Raw genomic sequence first — 17807 nt, forward strand, 5'->3', positions numbered from 1 at the left:
TTCCTGGGGGGCTCTACTACTCTACTAATTAGTAAGTGATGCTGAGCGTTGCCACGTCGATGTGCACGACGGGCTTGGCCAGCGCCGCGCTGGTCGCGCGGGCAAACTCCTGCGCCCATTTGGCCTCGGCGAACTTCGCCGGCCCGGCGGCCTGGGCCACCACCACGACCTTGTCGGCGGTCAGCAGCTTGCCGGTGGGCCGCAACGGCTCGCAGCCCATCTGCGTGAACTGGTCGTCCAGCCACCAGCGTGCCACGTCGTGCGGCATGGGCTGCACTTCGTTGAGGTCCAGCCGCACGGGCGGGCTGTCCTTGAAGCTCACACTGACTTCGCTGCGCATGATGATGTGCTCCTGATCAGGTGCCCATGGTCGGCGACTTGCGGGTGTGGCGGCTATTCGCACAAACCCGCAAGCAGCTTTACTTCGCCGCGCGGCGCTTGAGCACAGCGGCCGACAGGATTTCCAGCACGTCCAGTGAATCGTTCCAGCCCAGGCAGGCATCGGTGATGCTTTTGCCGTATTCCAGCGCCTTCGAGTCGTCCTTGCCCGGGGTGAATTTCTGGGCGCCGGCATTGAGATGGCTTTCCACCATCAGGCCGAACACGTGGCGCGAGCCCCCGGCCACTTGGCCCGCAATGTCGCGCGCCACTTCGACCTGCTTTTCGTGCTGCTTGGAGCTGTTGGCGTGGCTGCAGTCCACCATCAGCGTGGCCGGCAGCTTGGAGGCTTCCAACTCCTTGCAGGCCGCCGCAACGCTGGCCGCGTCGTAATTGGGCGCCTTGCCGCCGCGCAGGATGACGTGGCAGTCCTTGTTGCCGTTGGTCTGCACGATGGCGACCTGGCCGTTCTTGTGCACCGACAGGAAATGGTGGCCGCGCGCCGCCGCCTGGATGGCGTCGGTGGCGATGCGGATGTTGCCGTCCGTGCCGTTCTTGAAGCCTATGGGCGCCGACAGGCCTGAGGCCAGTTCGCGGTGCACCTGGCTTTCGGTGGTGCGCGCGCCGATCGCGCCCCAGGAGATCAGGTCGCCGATGTACTGCGGCGAGATCACGTCAAGGAACTCGCTGCCGGCCGGCAGGCCCAGGCGGTTGATGTCGATCAGCAGCTGGCGCGCGATGCGCAGGCCCTCGTCGATGCGGAAGGTTTCATCAAGGTAGGGGTCGTTGATCAGCCCCTTCCAGCCAACCGTGGTGCGCGGCTTTTCGAAGTAGACGCGCATCACGATTTCCAGCGTGCCTTCGTACTTCTTGCGCTGCTCGACCAGCTTGCGGGCGTAGTCCAGCGCCGCCATGGGATCGTGGATGGAACAGGGGCCGACGACGACCAGCAGGCGGTCGTCCTTGCCCTGGATGATGTTGTGGATGCTTTTGCGGGTCTTGCTGATCAGCGTCTCGACGGCGGTGCCGCGGATGGGGAAGAAGCGGATGAGATGCTCGGGAGGGGGTAGCACGGTGATGTCCTTGATGCGTTCGTCATCGGTCTGGCTGGTTTTTTCGACGGTCGCATACCAGTTGTCGCTGGCGGAGGTGGCTTTGGCATTCATCGCAGTCTTCCTTTTCTAGGTGTCAGTCAGGCAATTCAGATTTCAGTACAAACATTCAGCAAACTAAGCGGGCAAAAAAAAACCGCCGGGGGCCGGCGGTTTTTTGGAGATTCGGTGCGTTTTATCGGGTCACGCCATGATCTCTCTACCGCCGGAAGCGCTCGAGAACCAAAAGTAACCAAAATAAAACTTGGCGGAATTCATAAGGTGGAATGTAGCACAGGTCTCAAAAAGCCCGGGGAAAGCCCCGGATCAGCCCGTTTCAGGCCGTTCCGCCGACGGTCAGTCCATCGATGCGCAGGGTCGGCTGGCCCACGCCCACCGGCACGCTCTGGCCTTCCTTGCCGCAGGTGCCTACGCCGCTGTCGAGCGCCATGTCGTTGCCCATCATGGTGACGCGGGTCAGCGCGTCGGGGCCGTTGCCGACGATCGTCGCGCCTTTGACGGGGTAGAGGATCTTGCCGTTTTCGACCCAGAAGGCCTCGCTCGCCGAAAACACGAACTTGCCGGAGGTGATGTCGACCTGGCCGCCGCCGAAGTTGGTGGCGTACAGGCCCTTCTTGATGCTGGCCACGATTTCTTCGGGCTGCTTGTCGCCGCCCAGCATGTAGGTGTTGGTCATGCGCGGCATGGGCACGTGGGCGTAGCTTTCGCGCCGGCCGTTGCCGGTGGGCTTGACCTTCATCAGGCGGGCATTCAGCGAATCCTGGATATAGCCCTTCAAGATGCCGTCTTCGATCAGCACGTTGCGCTGGCTGGCGTTGCCTTCATCGTCGACATTGAGCGAGCCGCGGCGGTCGGCAATCGTGCCGTCGTCCAGCACCGTGACGCCCTTGGCCGCCACGCGCTGGCCGATCTTGCCGGAAAACGCGCTGGAACCCTTGCGGTTGAAGTCGCCTTCCAGGCCGTGGCCTATGGCTTCGTGCAGCAGGATGCCGGGCCAGCCCGAGCCCAGCACCACCGTCATCTCGCCGGCCGGCGCGGGGCGCGCGTCGAGGTTGGTCAGCGCGGCTTTCACCGCATCGTTCACATATTCGGCGATCTGCGCGTCGTCAAAATAGGCCAGGCCGAAACGGCCGCCGCCGCCGCCCGAGCCGACTTCGCGCCGGCCTTTTTGCTCGGCGATCACGGTCACGCTCAGGCGCACCAGCGGGCGTACGTCGGCGGCCAGCGTGCCGTCGGCGCGCGCCACCATCACCACGTCGTATTCGCTGGCCAGGCCGGCCATGACCTGCACGATGCGCGGGTCCTTGGCCTTGGCGAATTTTTCCACTTTTTCGAGCAACTGGACCTTGGCGGTGCTGTCCAGTGTGGCGATGGGGTCCAGCCCCTGGTACAGCGAGCGGCTGCCGGCGATGCGGCCGGCCGGCGTCTTGACGCGGGCGCTCTTGCCGCCGGCGGAAATGCTGCGCACCGTGCGTGCCGCGTCGAGCAGCGAGGCCTCGGAAATGTCGTCGGAATAGGCAAAAGCGGTTTTCTCGCCGCTCACGGCGCGCACGCCCACACCCTGGTCGATGCTGAAGGAGCCGGTCTTCACGATGCCTTCTTCCAGGCTCCAGCCTTCGCTGCGGGTGTACTGGAAATAGAGGTCGGCGTCGTCGGCGCCGTGGGAGGTGATTTCACCGAGCGCGCGGCTCAAATGCGCCTGCGTGAGGCCGAAAGGCGCCAGCAGCAATTTCTGGGCGATCTCCAGCCGCCCCGAGGTCGACTCCACCGTCGGCCGGGCGGACGATGAGGCCGTGGACTTGTTGGGGGCGGAGGCGGTGGTGGAGCGGAGTGAGGTCATGCGGCCATTGTAGGCAGTCTGCCTCCGCGACGGGGTAGCGGGGTTTTGCCCGCAACCGCGGTGAAACGGCCCGAAAAGCCCGCTCAGCCGCCCTTGCTGCCCAGGTGTTGCAGGTGCTTGAACAGCGCGGCGTCGTCCTCCGCCGCCAGCCCAGCCTGGTGGGCCTCGGCGAAAACCCGGCTGGCGCGCTCGCCCAACGGGCCGTCGAAACCGGCCGCGCGGGCCGCCGTGACGGCCAGCCGCGTGTCTTTTTCGAGCAGCGTCACATGGGCGCGCGGCGCGTAGTCGCCGGCAATCGCCCGGCGCATGCGGTCCGAGCCTATCCAGCTCTGGCCGCTGGACTGCTCGATCACGTCCAGGGTTTTCGCCAGATCCAGCCCCAGGCGGCCGGCCAGGGCCAAGGCCTCGGCCGCGCCCACCAGGTTGATGCCCGCCAGCAGGTTGTTGACCAGCTTGGTACGGGCGCCGTCGCCGGGCTTTTCGCTGATGTGGAACACTTTGGCCGACAAGTCCCGCAGCAAGCCGGCCTGCTGTTCCTGCACAGCCTGTTCGCAGGCCAGCATCAGGCTCATGGAGCCGTCGCGCGCCCGGGCCGGCCCGCCCGACATGGGCGCATCCAGCGTGTGCACGCCGCGCTCGGCCAGCCGGGCGGCGAAGGATTCGACGTCTTGCGGCGCGATCGTCGGGCACAGCATCACGGCATGGCCGGGCCGCAGCATGCGGGCCAGGCCTTGCTCGCCAAACAGCACTTCCTCGGTTTGCGCCGCATCGACCACGCAGACGATAAAAGCCCCTGAATCCGCCGCAGCGCGGGCGGGATGGGCAACAGCCGCGGCGCCCAGTTGCGCCATGGCCGCGACCTTGGCTGCGTCAGTGTCGCAGACCCGGACGTCCCAGCCCTTGGCGAGCAGGTTGGCAGCCATGCCGCCACCCATGTTGCCCACCCCGATCACGGTCACGATGCGGGCGTTCAAAGCAGCCGGCCTCTCAGGTCTGCACCAGGCGCTTGGCCTTGGCGATCGACATCAGCATGCCTATGGCCAGGCCCAGCGTGACCATGGCGGTGCCGCCGTAGCTGATGAAGGGCAGCGGTACACCCACCACGGGCAGGATGCCGCTGACCATGCCCATGTTGACGAAGGCGTAGGTGAAAAAAATCATGGTCAGCGCCCCCGCCAGCAGGCGCGCGAACAGGGTCGAGGCCTCCAGTGCGATGGCCAGCCCGCGCAGGATCAGGAAGATGAAGCCGGCGATCAGCAGCAGGTTGCCCAGCAGGCCGAACTCTTCGGAATAGGCGGCGAAGATGAAGTCGGTGGTGCGCTCGGGAATGAATTCCAGGTGCGTCTGCGTGCCGGCCATGAAGCCTTTGCCGGTGATGCCGCCCGAGCCGATGGCGATCATGCCCTGGATGATGTGAAAGCCCTTGCCCAGCGGATCGCGCGATGGGTCCAGCAGGGTGCAGATGCGCTGCTGCTGGTAGTCGTGCAGGATGGGCCAACGCACGCCGTCGGCGCAGATCTGCGGCTCGAACCACACCACCAGAAACACGCCGACCAGGCCCAGCAGCACGGGCGGCAGGATCAGCTTCCAGCTCAGTCCCGCAAAAAAGATTACCGCGAGGCCGGCGGCCAGCACCAGCAGCGCAGTGCCCAGGTCGGGCTGTTTCATGATCAGGCCCACGGGCATGGCCAGCAGCAGCACGGCGGCCACGTAGTCCAGCGGACGCAGCTGGCCCTCGCGCTTCTGGAACCACCAGGCCAGCATCAGCGGCATGGCGATCTTGAGGATTTCGCTGGGCTGGATCACCACGCCCACATTGAGCCAGCGCCTGGCGCCTTTTTTGGTCAGGCCGAAAATCGCGACGGCCACCAGCAGGCTCACACCCGCGATATACAGCGGTACGGCAAAGGCCATCAGGCGCTGCGGCGGCACCTGCGCCACCACGAACATGATGGCCCCGGCGATCAGCATGTTGCGGCCGTGGTCCACAAAGCGGCTGCCGTGGTCGTAGCCCGAGGAATACATGATCAGCAGGCCCGCGCAGGCCAGCAGGAAGACGGCAAACGCCAGCAGGCCGTCAAAACCCTGCAGCAGGGGCAAAGTTCGCTGGTAAAGAGAGGGTTTGTCGAAAACGGCTGACATGCCGGGGATTATCCGCCAGGGCCCGCGGCCCGGGCCCAAAGACCGTGGACTCCCGTCTACCATGGCGGCATGCGCACCACCCACCTGCTCTACCTGCACGGCTTTCGTTCTTCGCCGCAATCCATGAAAGCCCAAAAAATGGCGGCCATCGTAGCGCAGCGCCACCCGGCCGTGCACTGGTACTGCCCGCAATTGCCGCCCTCGCCCGAGGCCGCGCTGTGCGGGGTGATGGACGAAATCGCTCGCTGGCCGCTTGAAGCCGGCTACCAGGGCCTGGCCGTGGTCGGCTCCTCGCTGGGCGGCTTTTATGCCACCGCCGTGGCCGAGCGAACCGGCTGCAAGGCTGTGCTGCTCAACCCGGCCGTGGAGCCGGCGCGCGACCTGGCCCGCTACATCGGCGAGCAGACCGCCTGGCATGACCCCAACGAGCATTTTTTCTTTGAGCCGCGTTTTGTCGACGAACTCAAGGCCCAGCACACCGGGCCGCTCAAGGCACCCGAAAACTACCTGGCCTTTATCGCCAAGGGCGACGAGGTGCTGGACTGGCGCGAAATGGCCGGCCGCTATGCGGGCGCGCACCTGCGCATCCTCGAAGGAGGCGACCATGCGCTGAGCGACTTTGACGCGCATGTGCCGGAAATCCTCGATTTCCTGGCGCTGGCCTGAAAATCTCCCCCAACATGGCCTGATTACACTAACCCCAAGTCATCAAAGACACCAAAGGGATCCCGTTTTGTTTGTATTGTTTGAAGAAGCCGGCAAGTTTCTGGCCGGCCGCATTTTGTCCGAGAGCGATGCCTCGCTGCAGGTGGAGCTCGACTCGGGCAAACGCGTCAAGGTCAAGGGCGTCAACGCCCTGCTGAAATTCGAGAAGCCCGCGCCCGCCGAGCTGATGGCCGCCGGGCAAAAACTGAGCACCGACATCGAGCTCGACCTGGCCTGGGAATTCGCCGGCGAAGGCGAATTCGGCTTCGCCGACCTGGCCCGCGACTATTTCAGCGCCGACGGCAAACCCGCCACGCTGGAGCAGCAGGCCGCCGCGTTGTTCCGCCTTTACGACGCGCCGCATTACTTCCGCCGCGCCGGCAAGGGCCGCTTCAAGAAAGCGCCCGCGGAAATCCTGCAGCAGGCGCTGGCCGCCATCGAGAAGAAAAAGCAGGTGGCGGCACAGATCACCGCATGGGCCGAAGAACTGGGCCGCGGCGAATGCCCGGCGCCGGTGCGCGAGCAGCTCTACAAAATATTGTTCAAGCCCGACAAGAACAGCCCCGAGTACAAGGCCGTGGTCGAGGCCTCGCGCGCCACGCATACCGCGCCGCTGGATTTGCTGCAAAAGGCCGGCGCCATCGCCTCGCCCTACCAGTTCCACTGGAAGCGCTTCCTGTTCGAGAACTTCCCCAAGGGCACGGGCTTCCCGGCGCTGCAGGCGCCCGAGGTCAAGGACGAACTGCCGCTGGCCGACGTGAAGGCGTTTTCCATCGACGACTCGGCCACCACCGAAATCGACGATGCGCTGTCGGTGCAGGGCCTGGGCAGCGGCACCGTCACGCTGGGCATACACATCGCCGCGCCCGGCCTGACCGTGCTGCCCGGCAGCCCGATTGACACCGTGGGCCGCGCGCGGCTGTCCACCGTTTACATGCCGGGCTACAAGCTGACCATGCTGCCCGACGAAATCGTCAAAAGCTACACGCTGCAGGAAGGCCGCAATTGCCCATCGCTGTCGCTGTACCTCACGATTGACGAGGCGACGCTGGAAATCAAGGAAAGCGCCACCCGGCTCGAACAGGTGCCCATCGTCAGCAACCTGCGCCACGACGTACTGGACAGCACCTTCACCGAGGCTTTTTTTGAAGCCGCGCAAAGCAGCCCGCCCACCGGCGTGCCCTGGGGTGTGGAACTGACATTCCTGCACCGGCTGGCCAGGCACCTGAAGGCCCAGCGCGAAATCGCGCGCGGCAAGCCTGAGAACTTCAACCGGCCCGACTACAACTTCCGACTGGACAACCCCACGGGCGGCGAACCCCAGGGCAACGAGCCCGTCAGCATCAGCACGCGCCAGCGCGGCGCGCCGCTGGACCTGATCGTGGCCGAAGCGATGATTTTGGCCAACAGCACCTGGGGCCAGTGGCTGGCCGAGCACGGCGTGCCCGGCATCTACCGCAGCCAGGCCAGCCTGGCGCCCGGCGTGAAGGTGCGCATGGGCACCAAGGCCTTGCCGCACGCGGGCCTGGGCGTCAAAAGTTATGCCTGGAGCACCTCGCCGCTGCGCCGCTACACCGACCTGGTCAACCAGTGGCAGATCATTGCCTGCGCGCGCCACGGCCGCACGGCCGCGCTGGCCGCGCCTTTCAAGCCCAAGGATGCCGAGCTGTTCTCCATCATCTCGGGTTTTGACGCCGCCTACAGCGCCTACAACGGTTTCCAGGCCGGCATAGAGCGCTACTGGACACTCAAATACCTGCAGCAAAACGGCATCACCGAACTGACGGCCACCGCCTTCAAGGACAACCTGGTGCGCGCCGACGAACTGCCGCTGGTGTTGCCGGCGGTGGGCGCGCAGGGCTTGCCGCGCGGCGCGAAAGTGCGCGTACGGCTGGGCGAGATTGACGAAATTACGCTGGACGTGTCGGGCACCGTGACCGAGCGGCTGGACGTGGAACTTGACGAGTCGCCCGACCCGCTCGGTGAGGACGACGGCGAGACCGAGATGGCCGCCGGCCCGATCTCCATCGCGGTCGATGTCAATGAGCCACAAACCGATGCCGCCGCCGCGGCTCCGGTGGCCGGTTGACGCCGTATTTCGCGCATAAACACCGATAATCTCTTTCTGTGAAGAACCCCAGCACACTGCAAATCGCCCTCGGCGTCTCCATCGCCGTCCACGTGGTATTGCTGACGGTGCGTTTTGTCGACCCCGAGCGCTTTAACCGCGTGTTCCAGGACACCCCGCTCGAGGTGATCCTGGTCAACGCCAAGTCCAACGAGAAGCCCGACTTCGCCAAGGCCATCGCCCAGGCCTCGCTGGCCGGCGGCGGCGAGGCCGAAAAAGGCCGGGCGACCTCTCCCCTGCCGCCTTCGGCTCTGATGGAACTCGGCGACGCGACGGAAGACGCGCAGCGCAAGGTCGAATCGCTGCAGGAGCAGCAGACCCAGTTGCTGGCGCAGATCAAAAAACAGCTGGCCTCCATGCCGCCGCCCGACCTGACCCAGCCCGCCAACAGCCCGGCCCAGGCCGAGCGCGAGGAAAAGCGCAAGGCGCTGGTCAAGATCCTGGCCGAGATCGAACGCCGCATCAACGAAGAAAACGCCAGGCCCAAGAAGCGCTACATCAGCCCGGCCACGCGCGAAGAGGTTTACGCCGTCTATTACGACGAGCTGCGCCGCAGGATTGAAGACCGGGGCACCGTGAACTTCCCCGAACAGGCCGGCAAAAAGCTCTACGGCGAACTCACCATGATCGTCACCGTGAACTTCGACGGCACCGTGCTGGACACGGAAGTGGTGCAAACCTCGGGCAACCTGACGCTGGACCGGCGCGCGCAAAGCATCGTGCGCGGCACCGGGCCCTTCGGAAAATTCAGCGATGCCATGCGCCGCAAGGCCGACCAGATCGTCGTGGTGTCGCGCTTCAAGTTCACCCGCGACGACACGCTAGAGACCAAGCTCACCAGTCGCTGAAGCCCGCACAAGCGTCATGGATCAGTATTACGTCCTGGGCAACCCGATCGCGCACAGCAAGTCGCCGCTGATCCACGCGCGCTTTGCCGAACTCACCGGGCAAGTCCTTCGCTACGAGCGCCTGCTGGTGCCGCTGGAATCCTTCGCCGCCACCCTGGCCCAGCTGCTGCGCGATGGCGTGAAGGGCTGCAACGTCACCGTTCCTTTCAAGCTCGACGCCTTCGGCGCCGCCGCCACGCGCAGCGACCGGGCCCAGCTGGCGCAGGCCGCCAACACCCTGGTGCTGCAGGGCGGTGCCGTGCACGCCGACAACACCGACGGTGTGGGCCTGGTCAATGACATCCAGAACAACGCCGGCGTGTCGCTGGCCGGTCGCGACGTGCTGCTGATAGGCGCGGGCGGCGCGGGCGCCGGTGCGCTGGCGCCGCTGCTGGCCGCCGGGCCGCGACGGCTGGTGCTGGTCAATCGCACGCGGGCCAAGGCCGACGCGCTGGTCGCGCGGCACAAGGCGCACGCCTCCCTGCAGGGCCTGCTCCAGAAAACCGAACTGCTGGCCGAAGACCTGCAGGGGCTGCAAGGCGCTTTCGACGTGGTCATCAACGCCAGCGCGAGCAGCCTGGCGGGCGCCGGTGTCCCAGTCTGCGCCAGTGTGCTCAAACCCGGCGCGCTGGCCTGCGACATGATGTACGGCCCGGCCGCGGCCGGTTTTATGGCCTGGGCCCGGGACCACGGCGCCACGCCGCGCGACGGCCTGGGCATGCTGGTGGAGCAGGCCGCCGAGGCCTTCGAACTCTGGCGCAAGGTGCGCCCGCCTTCCGCGCAGGTGCTGCGGGAAATGCGGGCGCTGCTGGCATGAAAGCGCTGTTCAGGCTGGTCGGCCTGGGCCTGCTGGCCAGCCTGGCCTTGCAGCTCTTTTTTGTGGCGCGCATCGCCGTGATGGCCGTGGTCGACCCGGAGTCCACCGCTTTCCAGCGCTCGGAGGCCTACCTGGTCGCGCGCAACACCGGCACCCTGAAATGGCGCCAGCAATGGGTGCCCTATGACGAACTGCCCGATACCCTCAAGCGCGCGGTCATCGCGTCCGAGGATGCCAGTTTTGCCGAGCACGACGGCGTGGACATGGAAGCGCTGGAAAAAGCCTGGGACAAAAATGCCAAGGCCGAGCAGCGCGCCGCGCAGTCGGCCAGCCGGCTGGCGCCCGCCAAGGCAGCTGCGGCGGCCAGGCCCGTGAAGATCGTGGGCGGCTCCACCATCACGCAGCAACTGGCCAAAAACCTGTTCCTGTCGGGCGAGCGCACGCTGCTGCGCAAGGGCCAGGAACTGGTGCTGACACTGCTGCTGGAAGCGCTGCTGAACAAGGAGCGCATCCTCGAGATTTATCTCAACAACGTGGAATGGGGCGAAGGCGTGTTCGGCGCCGAGGCGGCGGCCCAGCATTACTACCGCAAGCCCGCGGCCAAGCTGGGCGCCTACGAGGCCGCGCGCCTGGCCGTGATGCTGCCACGGCCCAAGTATTTTGAAACCCGGCCCGGCTCAGGCTACCTCGCCTCGCGCGCCGGCACCATCGCGGCCCGAATGGGCGGCGTCGAACTGCCTTGAGGCGCACAAAGGCAATCGGCCCATGAATGACAAGCTTTCTCCCGTACTGGCCAAGCTCATGGGCTTGTTCCTGCTGGGCCTGATCCGCACCCTGACCGGCGCCCAGGCGCGCTGGCAGGGCTGCCCGCCCAAAGCGGAACAGCGTATTTATTTCGCCAACCACCAAAGCCATGCCGACCTGGTGCTGATGTGGGCGGCCCTGCCCGAAGAGCTGCGCAGCATCACGCGGCCCATCGCGGCCAAGGATTACTGGACCAAGACGCCCTTCAAGCAATGGATCACCACGGCGGTGTTCAACGCGATTTATGTGGACCGCGCCAAGACCGGCGACCAGGACCCGCTGGAGCCACTGATCGAGGCACTGACCAACGGCGACTCCATCATCCTGTTCCCCGAAGGCACGCGCGGCAACCACGAGGAGCCGCAGAAATTCAAGGCCGGCCTCTACAACCTGGCGCTCAAATTCCCCGGCGTGGTGCTGGTGCCCGCCTGGATCAACAATGTGCAGCGCGTCATGCCCAAGGGCGAGGTCGTGCCGGTGCCCATCCTGTGTTCGGTCACCTTCGGCGCGCCCGTTGCCCTGGGCGCCGGTGAAGACCGCGGCGAATTCCTGGCCCGTGCGCGCCAGGCCGTGATGGATCTGCGAGAGTCCTGATGAACACTTTCCTGCGCAATCTTTCGCCTTCGCACCAGGTCGGCCTGCTGTTCGTGCTGGTCTTCGGCATCCTGGCCGCCATCAGCGTGGCCGCTTTCGTGATGTCGCTCAGGGACACCCACGAGGACGACCTGCACACCCAGAAGCTCAAGGAATTCAACGGCGTCCTGCGCACCTCCTGGCTGATGTCCACGGTGTTCTGGATAGGCTGGACGCTGGGCGAGACAGTGGCTACCGTGCTGTTCGGGCTGGTCGCTTTTTTTGCGCTGCGCGAGTTCATCACGCTCTCGCCCACGCGCCAGGGCGACCACCGCAGCCTGGTGCTGGCTTTCTTCGTGGTGCTGCCGGTGCAGTTCGCGCTGGTGATCGCGCAGCGCTTCGACCTCATCACCGTGTTCATCCCGGTCTACGTTTTCCTGGCGATCCCGGTGGTCAGCGCCTTGGCCGACGACCCGCAGCGTTTCCTGGAGCGCAATGCCAAGCTGCAATGGGGCATCATGGTCTGCGTCTACGGCATCAGCCATGTGCCCGCCCTGATGCTGCTGAAGTTTCCCAACTATGACGGCAAGAACGCCTTCCTGGTGTTCTTCCTGGTGTTCGTGGTGCAAAGCTGCATGATCGTGGAGTACGTGGTCGGCCGCAGGCTGAAGCGCCCGCCCAGCGCACCCAATGTGAGCAAGAGCTTCAACTGGACCAGCTGGCTGATCGCCGTCGTGGCGGCCAGCCTGCTGGGCGGCCTGCTGGCGGGCCTCACGCCCTTCAAGCCGGCGCAGGCCGTAGCCATGGCCTTTATCGCCTGCGTCTCCGGCTCGCTGGGCCACCTGGTGATGAAAGCGCTCAAGCGCGACCGCGGCATTCCCAACTGGGGCAAACGCGGTGTGGGCGTGACCGGCGCCAGCGGCCTGCTGGACCGCGTCGATGCCCTGTGCTTCGGCGCGCCCATCTTCTTCCATTCGGTCCGCTGGTATTTCGGCCTCTGAGGCCAGGCGGCATCGATGCGCATCCTAGGCATAGACCCCGGCCTGCAGACCTCCGGCTTCGGTGTGGTCGACGTGGACGGCCCGCACCTGCGCTATGTGGCCAGCGGCACCATCAAGACCACGCACCTGGAGCGCGCCGACCTGCCGGGCCGGCTCAAGGTGCTGTTCCAGGGCGTGTGCGAGGTGGTGGAGCGTTACCAGCCTGACACGGCCTCGGTCGAAATCATCTTCGTGAACGTCAACCCACAGGCCACCCTGCTGCTGGGCCAGGCCCGCGGCGCCTGCATCACAGCACTGGTTTCGCGCGACCTGGCGGTGACCGAATACACGGCGCTGCAGCTCAAAAAAGCCGTGGCCGGCTACGGCAAGGCCGGCAAGGCCGAGGTGCAGGAAATGGTGATGCGACTGCTCAAGCTGCCTTCGCTGCCCGGCAAGGATGCGGCCGACGCGCTGGGCCTGGCCATCACCCACGCCCACGTGGGCAGTGCCATGGCACGGCTGGCGCAAGCAGCCGGCGGCACGGGTGCAGGCATGACCAAGAATTACCGCGGCGGACGCAGCCGCTGACGCGGCTGGGAATGTGAAAGGCCGTTAGGCCACGCGCTCGAGAATCAGCACCGCGAAGAAGCCGAAGGCGGCGATCAGCGTCCATTTGAGGATGATCAGGCCGAAGCGCTTGTAGCGCGCCTGGCCGGTGCCCGCGTAAAACATGAAGGCCACCACGGCGGCCAGCAAAAACAACAGGATCAGCCAGCGAAACAGCAGCATGGGGATGCCCTGTCCAGCAACTACCAGGCGCGTGCCAGCGTGGCAAAACCCCGGGGCGCCTTTTTCTCGTCCGCGAAGGTGACGACTTCGTAGGCGTCCTTGTGCGTCAGCAGCTCGCGCAGCAGCTTGTTGTTCATCGCGTGGCCGGAGCGGAACGCGCTGTAGGCGGCCAGCAGCGGCTTGCCCAGCAGGTACAGGTCGCCCATGGCATCGAGGATCTTGTGCTTCACGAACTCGTCGTTGTAGCGCAGGCCGTCGCTGTTGAGCACCTTGTAGTCGTCCATCACGATGGCGTTGTCCAGCCCGCCGCCCAGGGCCAGACCGTTGGCGCGCATCATTTCGACGTCCTTGGTGAAACCGAAGGTGCGGGCCCGCGCGATGTCGCGCGAGTAAGCGCCCGAGCCCATGTCGAACTCCACACGCTGGCCCGTCGAGTCCACCGCCGGGTGGTCGAAATCGATTTCAAAACTGAGCTTGTAACCCTCGTAGGGGCTCAGGCGCGCCCACTTGGTGTTCGCACCCTCGCCGTCCCGCACTTCCACCGGCTTGATCACGCGGATAAAACGCTTGGGCGCGGCCTGCAGTTCAATGCCGGCCGACTGCAGCAAAAACACAAACGACGAAGCCGACCCGTCCAGGATGGGCACTTCCTCGGCCGTGATGTCCACATACAGGTTGTCGATACCCAGGCCCGCGCAAGCCGACATCAAATGCTCCACCGTGTGCACCTTGGCACTGCCGCTGGAGATCGTCGACGCCAGACGCGTGTCCGTCACCGCCTGCGCCGAGATATGAATGTCCACCGGCTGCGGCAAATCCACCCGGCGAAACACAATGCCCGTATCCGGCGCCGCAGGGCGCAAGGTCAGCTCCACCCGCTGCCCGCTGTGCAGGCCCACGCCCACGGCTTTGGTCAGGGATTTAAGGGTTCTTTGGGCAAGCATGGGCTCTATTTTAGTTGGCGCAAGGCCATTTCAAGGGTAGGGGATAGCAATGCCGGGCATAGGCAGAGTGAATTAGGGCGCAAACCAGCAACCCCAGCGACGCGCACCAAGTCCACTCCCCAACGGCGATTAATCGAAAAAGCAAGGGGAGCGAAGCATGCCCCTCCAACGGCGATTAATGGGATGGAAAGCGTAGCGAGCAGCCCGAGGTTGAGGCGAGGAGCGGAACCGTACTCAGGTACGGTGAGCACCACAGCCTCAAGATCGGGTTGCGCAGTAGCTTTACACCCATTAAGCGATTAATCGGCTTGTTTGCGGAGAAAGGCCGGGATTTCGAAGTCGTCCATCCCGCCGGAAGCCAGCGCATCCACCTTGGCCGCCGCCTGCGTCCGATTGGTACGCCACACGCTTGGCACAGCCATGTTCCCGTAGTCCGGCTGGGCCGAACCCGCGCCCATCTGCGTTGCGCCGCCGGCACCGGCCGTGGTGTTCAACGTGGGCACGTTGAAGGGCACGTTGTCGGTTCCGGTGCGCAGCACCTGCAGCGGCGGCGCATGGCGGCGCACGCCCTGGCGCGACAAACCCGTCGCGACCACGGTCACGCGGATCTCATCGCCCAGCACATCGTCATAGGCCGTGCCGTAGATCACGTGCGCATCGGGCGAGGCATAAGCGCGGATGGTGTTCATCGCCAGCTTGGATTCGCTCAGCTTGAGCGAGCCCTTGGCTGCCGAGATCAGCACCAGCACGCCCTTGGCGCCCGACAGGTCGATGCCTTCGAGCAGCGGGCAGGCCACGGCCTGCTCGGCGGCGATGCGCGCGCGGTCCGGGCCGTTGGCCTTGGCCGTGCCCATCATGGCCTTGCCGGGCTCGCCCATCACGGTGCGCACATCCTCAAAGTCGACGTTCACATGGCCGGGCACGTTGATGATTTCGGCAATGCCGCCCACGGCGTTTTTCAGCACGTCGTTGGCATGCGCGAAAGCCTCGTCCTGCGTCACGTCGTCGCCCAGCACTTCGAGCAGCTTTTCGTTCAGCACCACGATCAGCGAGTCGACATTGGCTTCGAGCTCGGCCAGGCCGAGGTCGGCGTTGGTCATGCGGCGGCCTCCTTCGAATTCGAAGGGCTTGGTCACCACGCCGACCGTCAGGATGCCCATCTCCTTGGCGATGCGCGCGATCACGGGCGCCGCGCCGGTGCCGGTGCCGCCGCCCATGCCGGCGGTGATGAACAGCATGTGCGCGCCGTCAATCGCGCTGCGAATGTCGTCCGCCGCCAGCTCGGCTGCATCGCGGCCCTTGTCGGGCTTGCTGCCCGCACCCAGGCCGCTGCTGCCCAGCTGGATGGTCTTGTGGGCGCTGCCGCGGCTGAGCGCCTGCGCGTCCGTGTTGGCGCAGATGAATTCGACGCCTTGCACGCCGCATTCGATCATGTGCCCGACGGCATTGCCGCCGCCGCCGCCGACACCGATCACCTTGATCTGTGTGCCCTGGTTGAATTCTTCGATTTCAATCATTTCGATGCTCATTGGGAGCCTCCTAATCAATAAACTGCAGTTGCCAATAATCGGAAATTTGTATTTATGGTTGCCATGGCCTTCTCACGCAGGGGGATCCGCCCCGCCCGAATGCATACAACGCGAGGGCCTGCCGATAAAAGTGGAATAGGTTTTCATGGTCAGAAATTCCCCACAAACCAGTCTTTGACCTTGCCGAATGCGTTGTGCACGCTGCCCGCCTTCTGCGACACCTTGTAGCCGCGCATGCGGGCCAGCCGGGCCTCTTCGAGCAAGCCCATCACGGTGGCGGCCCGGGCCTGGGCCACCATGTCGGACAGCGCGCTGGAGTAGCGGGGTATGCCGCGCCGCACCGGCTTGAGGAAAATGTCCTCGCCGAGCTCCACCATGCCGGGCATGACGGCGCTGCCGCCGGTGATGACGATGCCGGACGACAGCACCTCTTCATAACCCGACTCGCGTATCACCTGCTGTACCAGTGAAAAAATCTCTTCGATGCGCGGCTCGATCACGCCGGCCAGTGCCTGTTTGCTCAGCATGCGCGGCCCGCGGTCGCCCAGGCCGGGAACCTCCACCTGCTGGTCCGGGTCGGCCAGCAACTGCTTGGCATAACCGCTTTCGACCTTGATGTCTTCGGCGTCCTTGGTGGGCGTGCGCAGCGCCATGGCGATGTCGCTGGTGATCAGGTCGCCGGCGATCGGGATCACCGCGGTGTGCCGGATGGCGCCGCCGGTGAAGATGGCGACGTCGGTGGTGCCCGCGCCTATGTCGACCAGCGCCACGCCGAGCTCCTGCTCGTCCTGCGTGAGCACCGCCAGGCTGGAGGCCAGCGGGTTGAGCATCAGCTGGTCGACTTCCAGCCCGCAGCGCCGCACGCACTTGATGATGTTCTCGGCCGCGCTCTGCGCGCCGGTCACGATGTGCACCTTGGCCTCCAGGCGTATGCCGCTCATGCCTATGGGCTCGCGCACGTCCTGGCCGTCGATGACGAACTCCTGCGGCTCGACCAGCAGCAGGCGCTGGTCGGTCGAGATGTTGATGGCCTTGGCGGTTTCGATCACGCGCGCCACGTCGGCTTGCGTGACTTCCTTGTCCTTGACCGCCACCATGCCGCTGGAATTGATGCCGCGTATGTGGCTGCCGGTGATGCCGGTGTAGACGCGGGCGATCTTGCAGTCGGCCATCAATTCGGCCTCCTTCAAGGCCTGCTGGATGCTCTGCACCGTGGCGTCGATGTTGACCACCACGCCGCGCTTGAGGCCGTTGCTCGCCGCGATGCCCAGGCCCGCGAGCTTGAGCTCGCCGCCCGGCATGACCTCGGCCACCACGGCCATGACCTTGCTGGTGCCGATATCCAGCCCAACCACGAGATCCTTGTATTCCTTGGCCATATGTTTACCTTTTTTTCTTTCCGTCGTCTTTGTCAGCGGGGTTTCCCGTGGTGACACCCCTGAGCCTGATCGCATAACCGTTGCCGTAGCGCAGGTCGGCGGACTCCAGGTCCCGTCCGTAGCGCGACGACACCTGCGTCACCGTGGCGAGAAAAAGGCGCGTGCGCGCCTCGATCTCCTGCGGCGACCCGTGGCCGAGTTCGATCACGGCGCCGTTGTCGAGCTGGGCGCGCCAGCTGCCCTGGCCGCTCAGTTGCAGCTGTTCCAGCGAGGCATCCGTCTCATCAAACAGCGGCGAAAGCACCTGGTAGGCCTGCAGCACCAGCGGCGCCTGGCCTTGCGGGCCGTTCAGCACCGGCAGGACTTCCGCCTCGACCTCGCCCTGGTTGGCTTCGAACACCTCGCCAAAGTTGTTGACCAGGCGCGCGTCGCTTTCGGCGCCCCAGAAGGCCACCGGCTTGTGTTCCTGCAGCACTACCTTGAGGCGGTTCGGGAACTCGCGCTGCACCAGCGCCCGCCGCACCCAGGGCACGGACTCGAACACCGCGCGCGTGGCGGCCAGGTCCACCGTGAAAAAATTGCCGGCCAGCCGGGGCGCCACGTTGGCGCGCAGCGTGACCGCGTTGTTGTGTATCAGGTCGCCCTGCACGCGGATCGCGCTCAGGCTGAACAGCGACTGGCGCAACACCCAGGCGACGCCCAGCGCCACGACCATGGCGGCAAACGCCAGGCCCAGGACCACCGAGAAGGTGTTCATGAGCTTGACGTCCAGCGGCATGGCGATGGGTTTGGGCGTTCTG

18 protein-coding genes are annotated in these 17807 nt (G+C 65.3%); 8 read left to right on the top strand and 10 right to left on the bottom strand.

All coding sequences use genetic code 11. The features are described 5' to 3' along the window. Window positions 1-28: 28 nt before the first annotated feature. The 5 genes from AC1D1F_RS19010 to rodA all read right to left on the bottom strand — a co-directional run bounded on the left by AC1D1F_RS19010 (window position 29) and on the right by rodA (window position 5472). On the bottom strand, window positions 29-340 hold the full coding sequence (locus AC1D1F_RS19010) for a hypothetical protein (protein ID WP_436156440.1): 312 nt from the start codon (window positions 338-340) through the stop codon (window positions 29-31). A 79-nt stretch (window positions 341-419) separates the two neighbouring features. Continuing rightward, window positions 420-1544, bottom strand: a complete 1125-nt coding sequence (locus AC1D1F_RS19015; RefSeq protein ID WP_477695996.1) for a 3-deoxy-7-phosphoheptulonate synthase — start codon at window positions 1542-1544, stop codon at window positions 420-422. 262 nt (window positions 1545-1806) lie between these two features. After that, window positions 1807-3330: a metalloprotease TldD gene (gene tldD, locus AC1D1F_RS19020; RefSeq protein ID WP_477682672.1), complete on the bottom strand. Its 1524-nt coding sequence runs from the start codon at window positions 3328-3330 to the stop codon at window positions 1807-1809. 83 nt (window positions 3331-3413) lie between these two features. Further along, window positions 3414-4304: an NAD(P)-dependent oxidoreductase gene (locus AC1D1F_RS19025; RefSeq protein ID WP_477678816.1), complete on the bottom strand. Its 891-nt coding sequence runs from the start codon at window positions 4302-4304 to the stop codon at window positions 3414-3416. Window positions 4305-4317: 13 nt separating this feature from the next. After that, window positions 4318-5472 carry a rod shape-determining protein RodA gene (gene rodA, locus AC1D1F_RS19030; RefSeq protein WP_477678815.1) on the bottom strand — a complete coding sequence of 385 codons (1155 nt, stop codon included), beginning with the start codon at window positions 5470-5472 and terminating at the stop codon, window positions 4318-4320. 69 nt (window positions 5473-5541) lie between these two features. On the opposite strand from rodA, the gene AC1D1F_RS19035 reads away from it, so the two are divergent. From AC1D1F_RS19035 to ruvC, 8 genes are all read left to right on the top strand, one after another. After that, a complete protein-coding gene (locus tag AC1D1F_RS19035; RefSeq protein ID WP_477678814.1) occupies window positions 5542-6138 on the top strand; it encodes a YqiA/YcfP family alpha/beta fold hydrolase in 597 nt (198 codons plus the stop codon). A 67-nt stretch (window positions 6139-6205) separates the two neighbouring features. Beyond that, complete coding sequence (locus AC1D1F_RS19040; protein ID WP_477695997.1) at window positions 6206-8266, top strand: ribonuclease catalytic domain-containing protein; 2061 nt, start codon at window positions 6206-6208, stop codon at window positions 8264-8266. Between the two features lie 38 nt (window positions 8267-8304). Beyond that, entirely contained in the window at window positions 8305-9153 is an 849-nt protein-coding gene (locus AC1D1F_RS19045) for a TonB family protein (protein WP_477652993.1), read from the top strand. A 16-nt stretch (window positions 9154-9169) separates the two neighbouring features. Then, window positions 9170-10009, top strand: coding sequence for a shikimate dehydrogenase (gene aroE, locus AC1D1F_RS19050; protein ID WP_477676483.1), 840 nt, complete (start codon window positions 9170-9172; stop codon window positions 10007-10009). Next, on the top strand, window positions 10006-10752 hold the full coding sequence (locus AC1D1F_RS19055; RefSeq protein ID WP_477695998.1) for a transglycosylase domain-containing protein: 747 nt from the start codon (window positions 10006-10008) through the stop codon (window positions 10750-10752). The genes aroE and AC1D1F_RS19055 overlap by 4 nt, the downstream gene beginning before the upstream one ends. Window positions 10753-10774: 22 nt before the next feature. Continuing rightward, window positions 10775-11407 carry a lysophospholipid acyltransferase family protein gene (locus tag AC1D1F_RS19060; RefSeq protein ID WP_477695999.1) on the top strand — a complete coding sequence of 211 codons (633 nt, stop codon included), beginning with the start codon at window positions 10775-10777 and terminating at the stop codon, window positions 11405-11407. After that, window positions 11407-12387, top strand: coding sequence for a phosphatidate cytidylyltransferase (locus AC1D1F_RS19065; RefSeq protein WP_477676486.1), 981 nt, complete (start codon window positions 11407-11409; stop codon window positions 12385-12387). The genes AC1D1F_RS19060 and AC1D1F_RS19065 overlap by 1 nt, the downstream gene beginning before the upstream one ends. Before the next feature lie 15 nt (window positions 12388-12402). Then, a complete protein-coding gene (gene ruvC / locus AC1D1F_RS19070; RefSeq protein WP_477676487.1) occupies window positions 12403-12954 on the top strand; it encodes a crossover junction endodeoxyribonuclease RuvC in 552 nt (183 codons plus the stop codon). Window positions 12955-12978: 24 nt separating this feature from the next. On the opposite strand, the gene AC1D1F_RS19075 is transcribed toward ruvC, so the two are convergent. The 5 genes from AC1D1F_RS19075 to AC1D1F_RS19095 form a co-directional block, all read right to left on the bottom strand. Continuing rightward, window positions 12979-13155 (bottom strand): hypothetical protein, encoded by a 177-nt coding sequence (locus tag AC1D1F_RS19075; protein ID WP_477676488.1) that lies wholly within the window; start codon window positions 13153-13155, stop codon window positions 12979-12981. A 20-nt stretch (window positions 13156-13175) separates the two neighbouring features. Further along, window positions 13176-14099, bottom strand: coding sequence for a UDP-3-O-acyl-N-acetylglucosamine deacetylase (gene lpxC, locus AC1D1F_RS19080; protein WP_477676489.1), 924 nt, complete (start codon window positions 14097-14099; stop codon window positions 13176-13178). Window positions 14100-14398: 299 nt separating this feature from the next. Continuing rightward, complete coding sequence (gene ftsZ / locus AC1D1F_RS19085) at window positions 14399-15628, bottom strand: cell division protein FtsZ (protein WP_477652985.1); 1230 nt, start codon at window positions 15626-15628, stop codon at window positions 14399-14401. Between the two features lie 149 nt (window positions 15629-15777). Next, window positions 15778-17007, bottom strand: coding sequence for a cell division protein FtsA (ftsA, locus tag AC1D1F_RS19090; protein WP_436156423.1), 1230 nt, complete (start codon window positions 17005-17007; stop codon window positions 15778-15780). 4 nt (window positions 17008-17011) lie between these two features. Then, a complete protein-coding gene (locus AC1D1F_RS19095; RefSeq protein WP_477653307.1) occupies window positions 17012-17785 on the bottom strand; it encodes a cell division protein FtsQ/DivIB in 774 nt (257 codons plus the stop codon). Window positions 17786-17807 lie beyond the last annotated feature (22 nt).

The sequence above is a fragment of the Polaromonas sp. P1_H6 genome (assembly GCF_056405195.1).

Excerpts from the sequence above, each read along its gene's own strand:
- AC1D1F_RS19075 (WP_477676488.1), bottom strand. The coding sequence starts at position 13,155 with ATGCTGCTGTTTCGCTGGCTGATCCTGTTGTTTTTGCTGGCCGCCGTG.
- AC1D1F_RS19010 (WP_436156440.1), bottom strand. The coding sequence starts at position 340 with ATGCGCAGCGAAGTCAGTGTGAGCTTCAAGGACAGCCCGCCCGTGCGG.
- rodA (WP_477678815.1), bottom strand. The coding sequence starts at position 5,472 with ATGTCAGCCGTTTTCGACAAACCCTCTCTTTACCAGCGAACTTTGCCC.
- AC1D1F_RS19015 (WP_477695996.1), bottom strand. The coding sequence starts at position 1,544 with ATGAATGCCAAAGCCACCTCCGCCAGCGACAACTGGTATGCGACCGTC.
- AC1D1F_RS19060 (WP_477695999.1), top strand. The coding sequence starts at position 10,775 with ATGAATGACAAGCTTTCTCCCGTACTGGCCAAGCTCATGGGCTTGTTC.
- ftsZ (WP_477652985.1), bottom strand. The coding sequence starts at position 15,628 with ATGAGCATCGAAATGATTGAAATCGAAGAATTCAACCAGGGCACACAG.
- lpxC (WP_477676489.1), bottom strand. The coding sequence starts at position 14,099 with ATGCTTGCCCAAAGAACCCTTAAATCCCTGACCAAAGCCGTGGGCGTG.
- ftsA (WP_436156423.1), bottom strand. The coding sequence starts at position 17,007 with ATGGCCAAGGAATACAAGGATCTCGTGGTTGGGCTGGATATCGGCACC.
- AC1D1F_RS19065 (WP_477676486.1), top strand. The coding sequence starts at position 11,407 with ATGAACACTTTCCTGCGCAATCTTTCGCCTTCGCACCAGGTCGGCCTG.
- AC1D1F_RS19035 (WP_477678814.1), top strand. The coding sequence starts at position 5,542 with ATGCGCACCACCCACCTGCTCTACCTGCACGGCTTTCGTTCTTCGCCG.
- aroE (WP_477676483.1), top strand. The coding sequence starts at position 9,170 with ATGGATCAGTATTACGTCCTGGGCAACCCGATCGCGCACAGCAAGTCG.
- AC1D1F_RS19095 (WP_477653307.1), bottom strand. The coding sequence starts at position 17,785 with ATGCCGCTGGACGTCAAGCTCATGAACACCTTCTCGGTGGTCCTGGGC.
- tldD (WP_477682672.1), bottom strand. The coding sequence starts at position 3,330 with ATGACCTCACTCCGCTCCACCACCGCCTCCGCCCCCAACAAGTCCACG.
- AC1D1F_RS19055 (WP_477695998.1), top strand. The coding sequence starts at position 10,006 with ATGAAAGCGCTGTTCAGGCTGGTCGGCCTGGGCCTGCTGGCCAGCCTG.
- ruvC (WP_477676487.1), top strand. The coding sequence starts at position 12,403 with ATGCGCATCCTAGGCATAGACCCCGGCCTGCAGACCTCCGGCTTCGGT.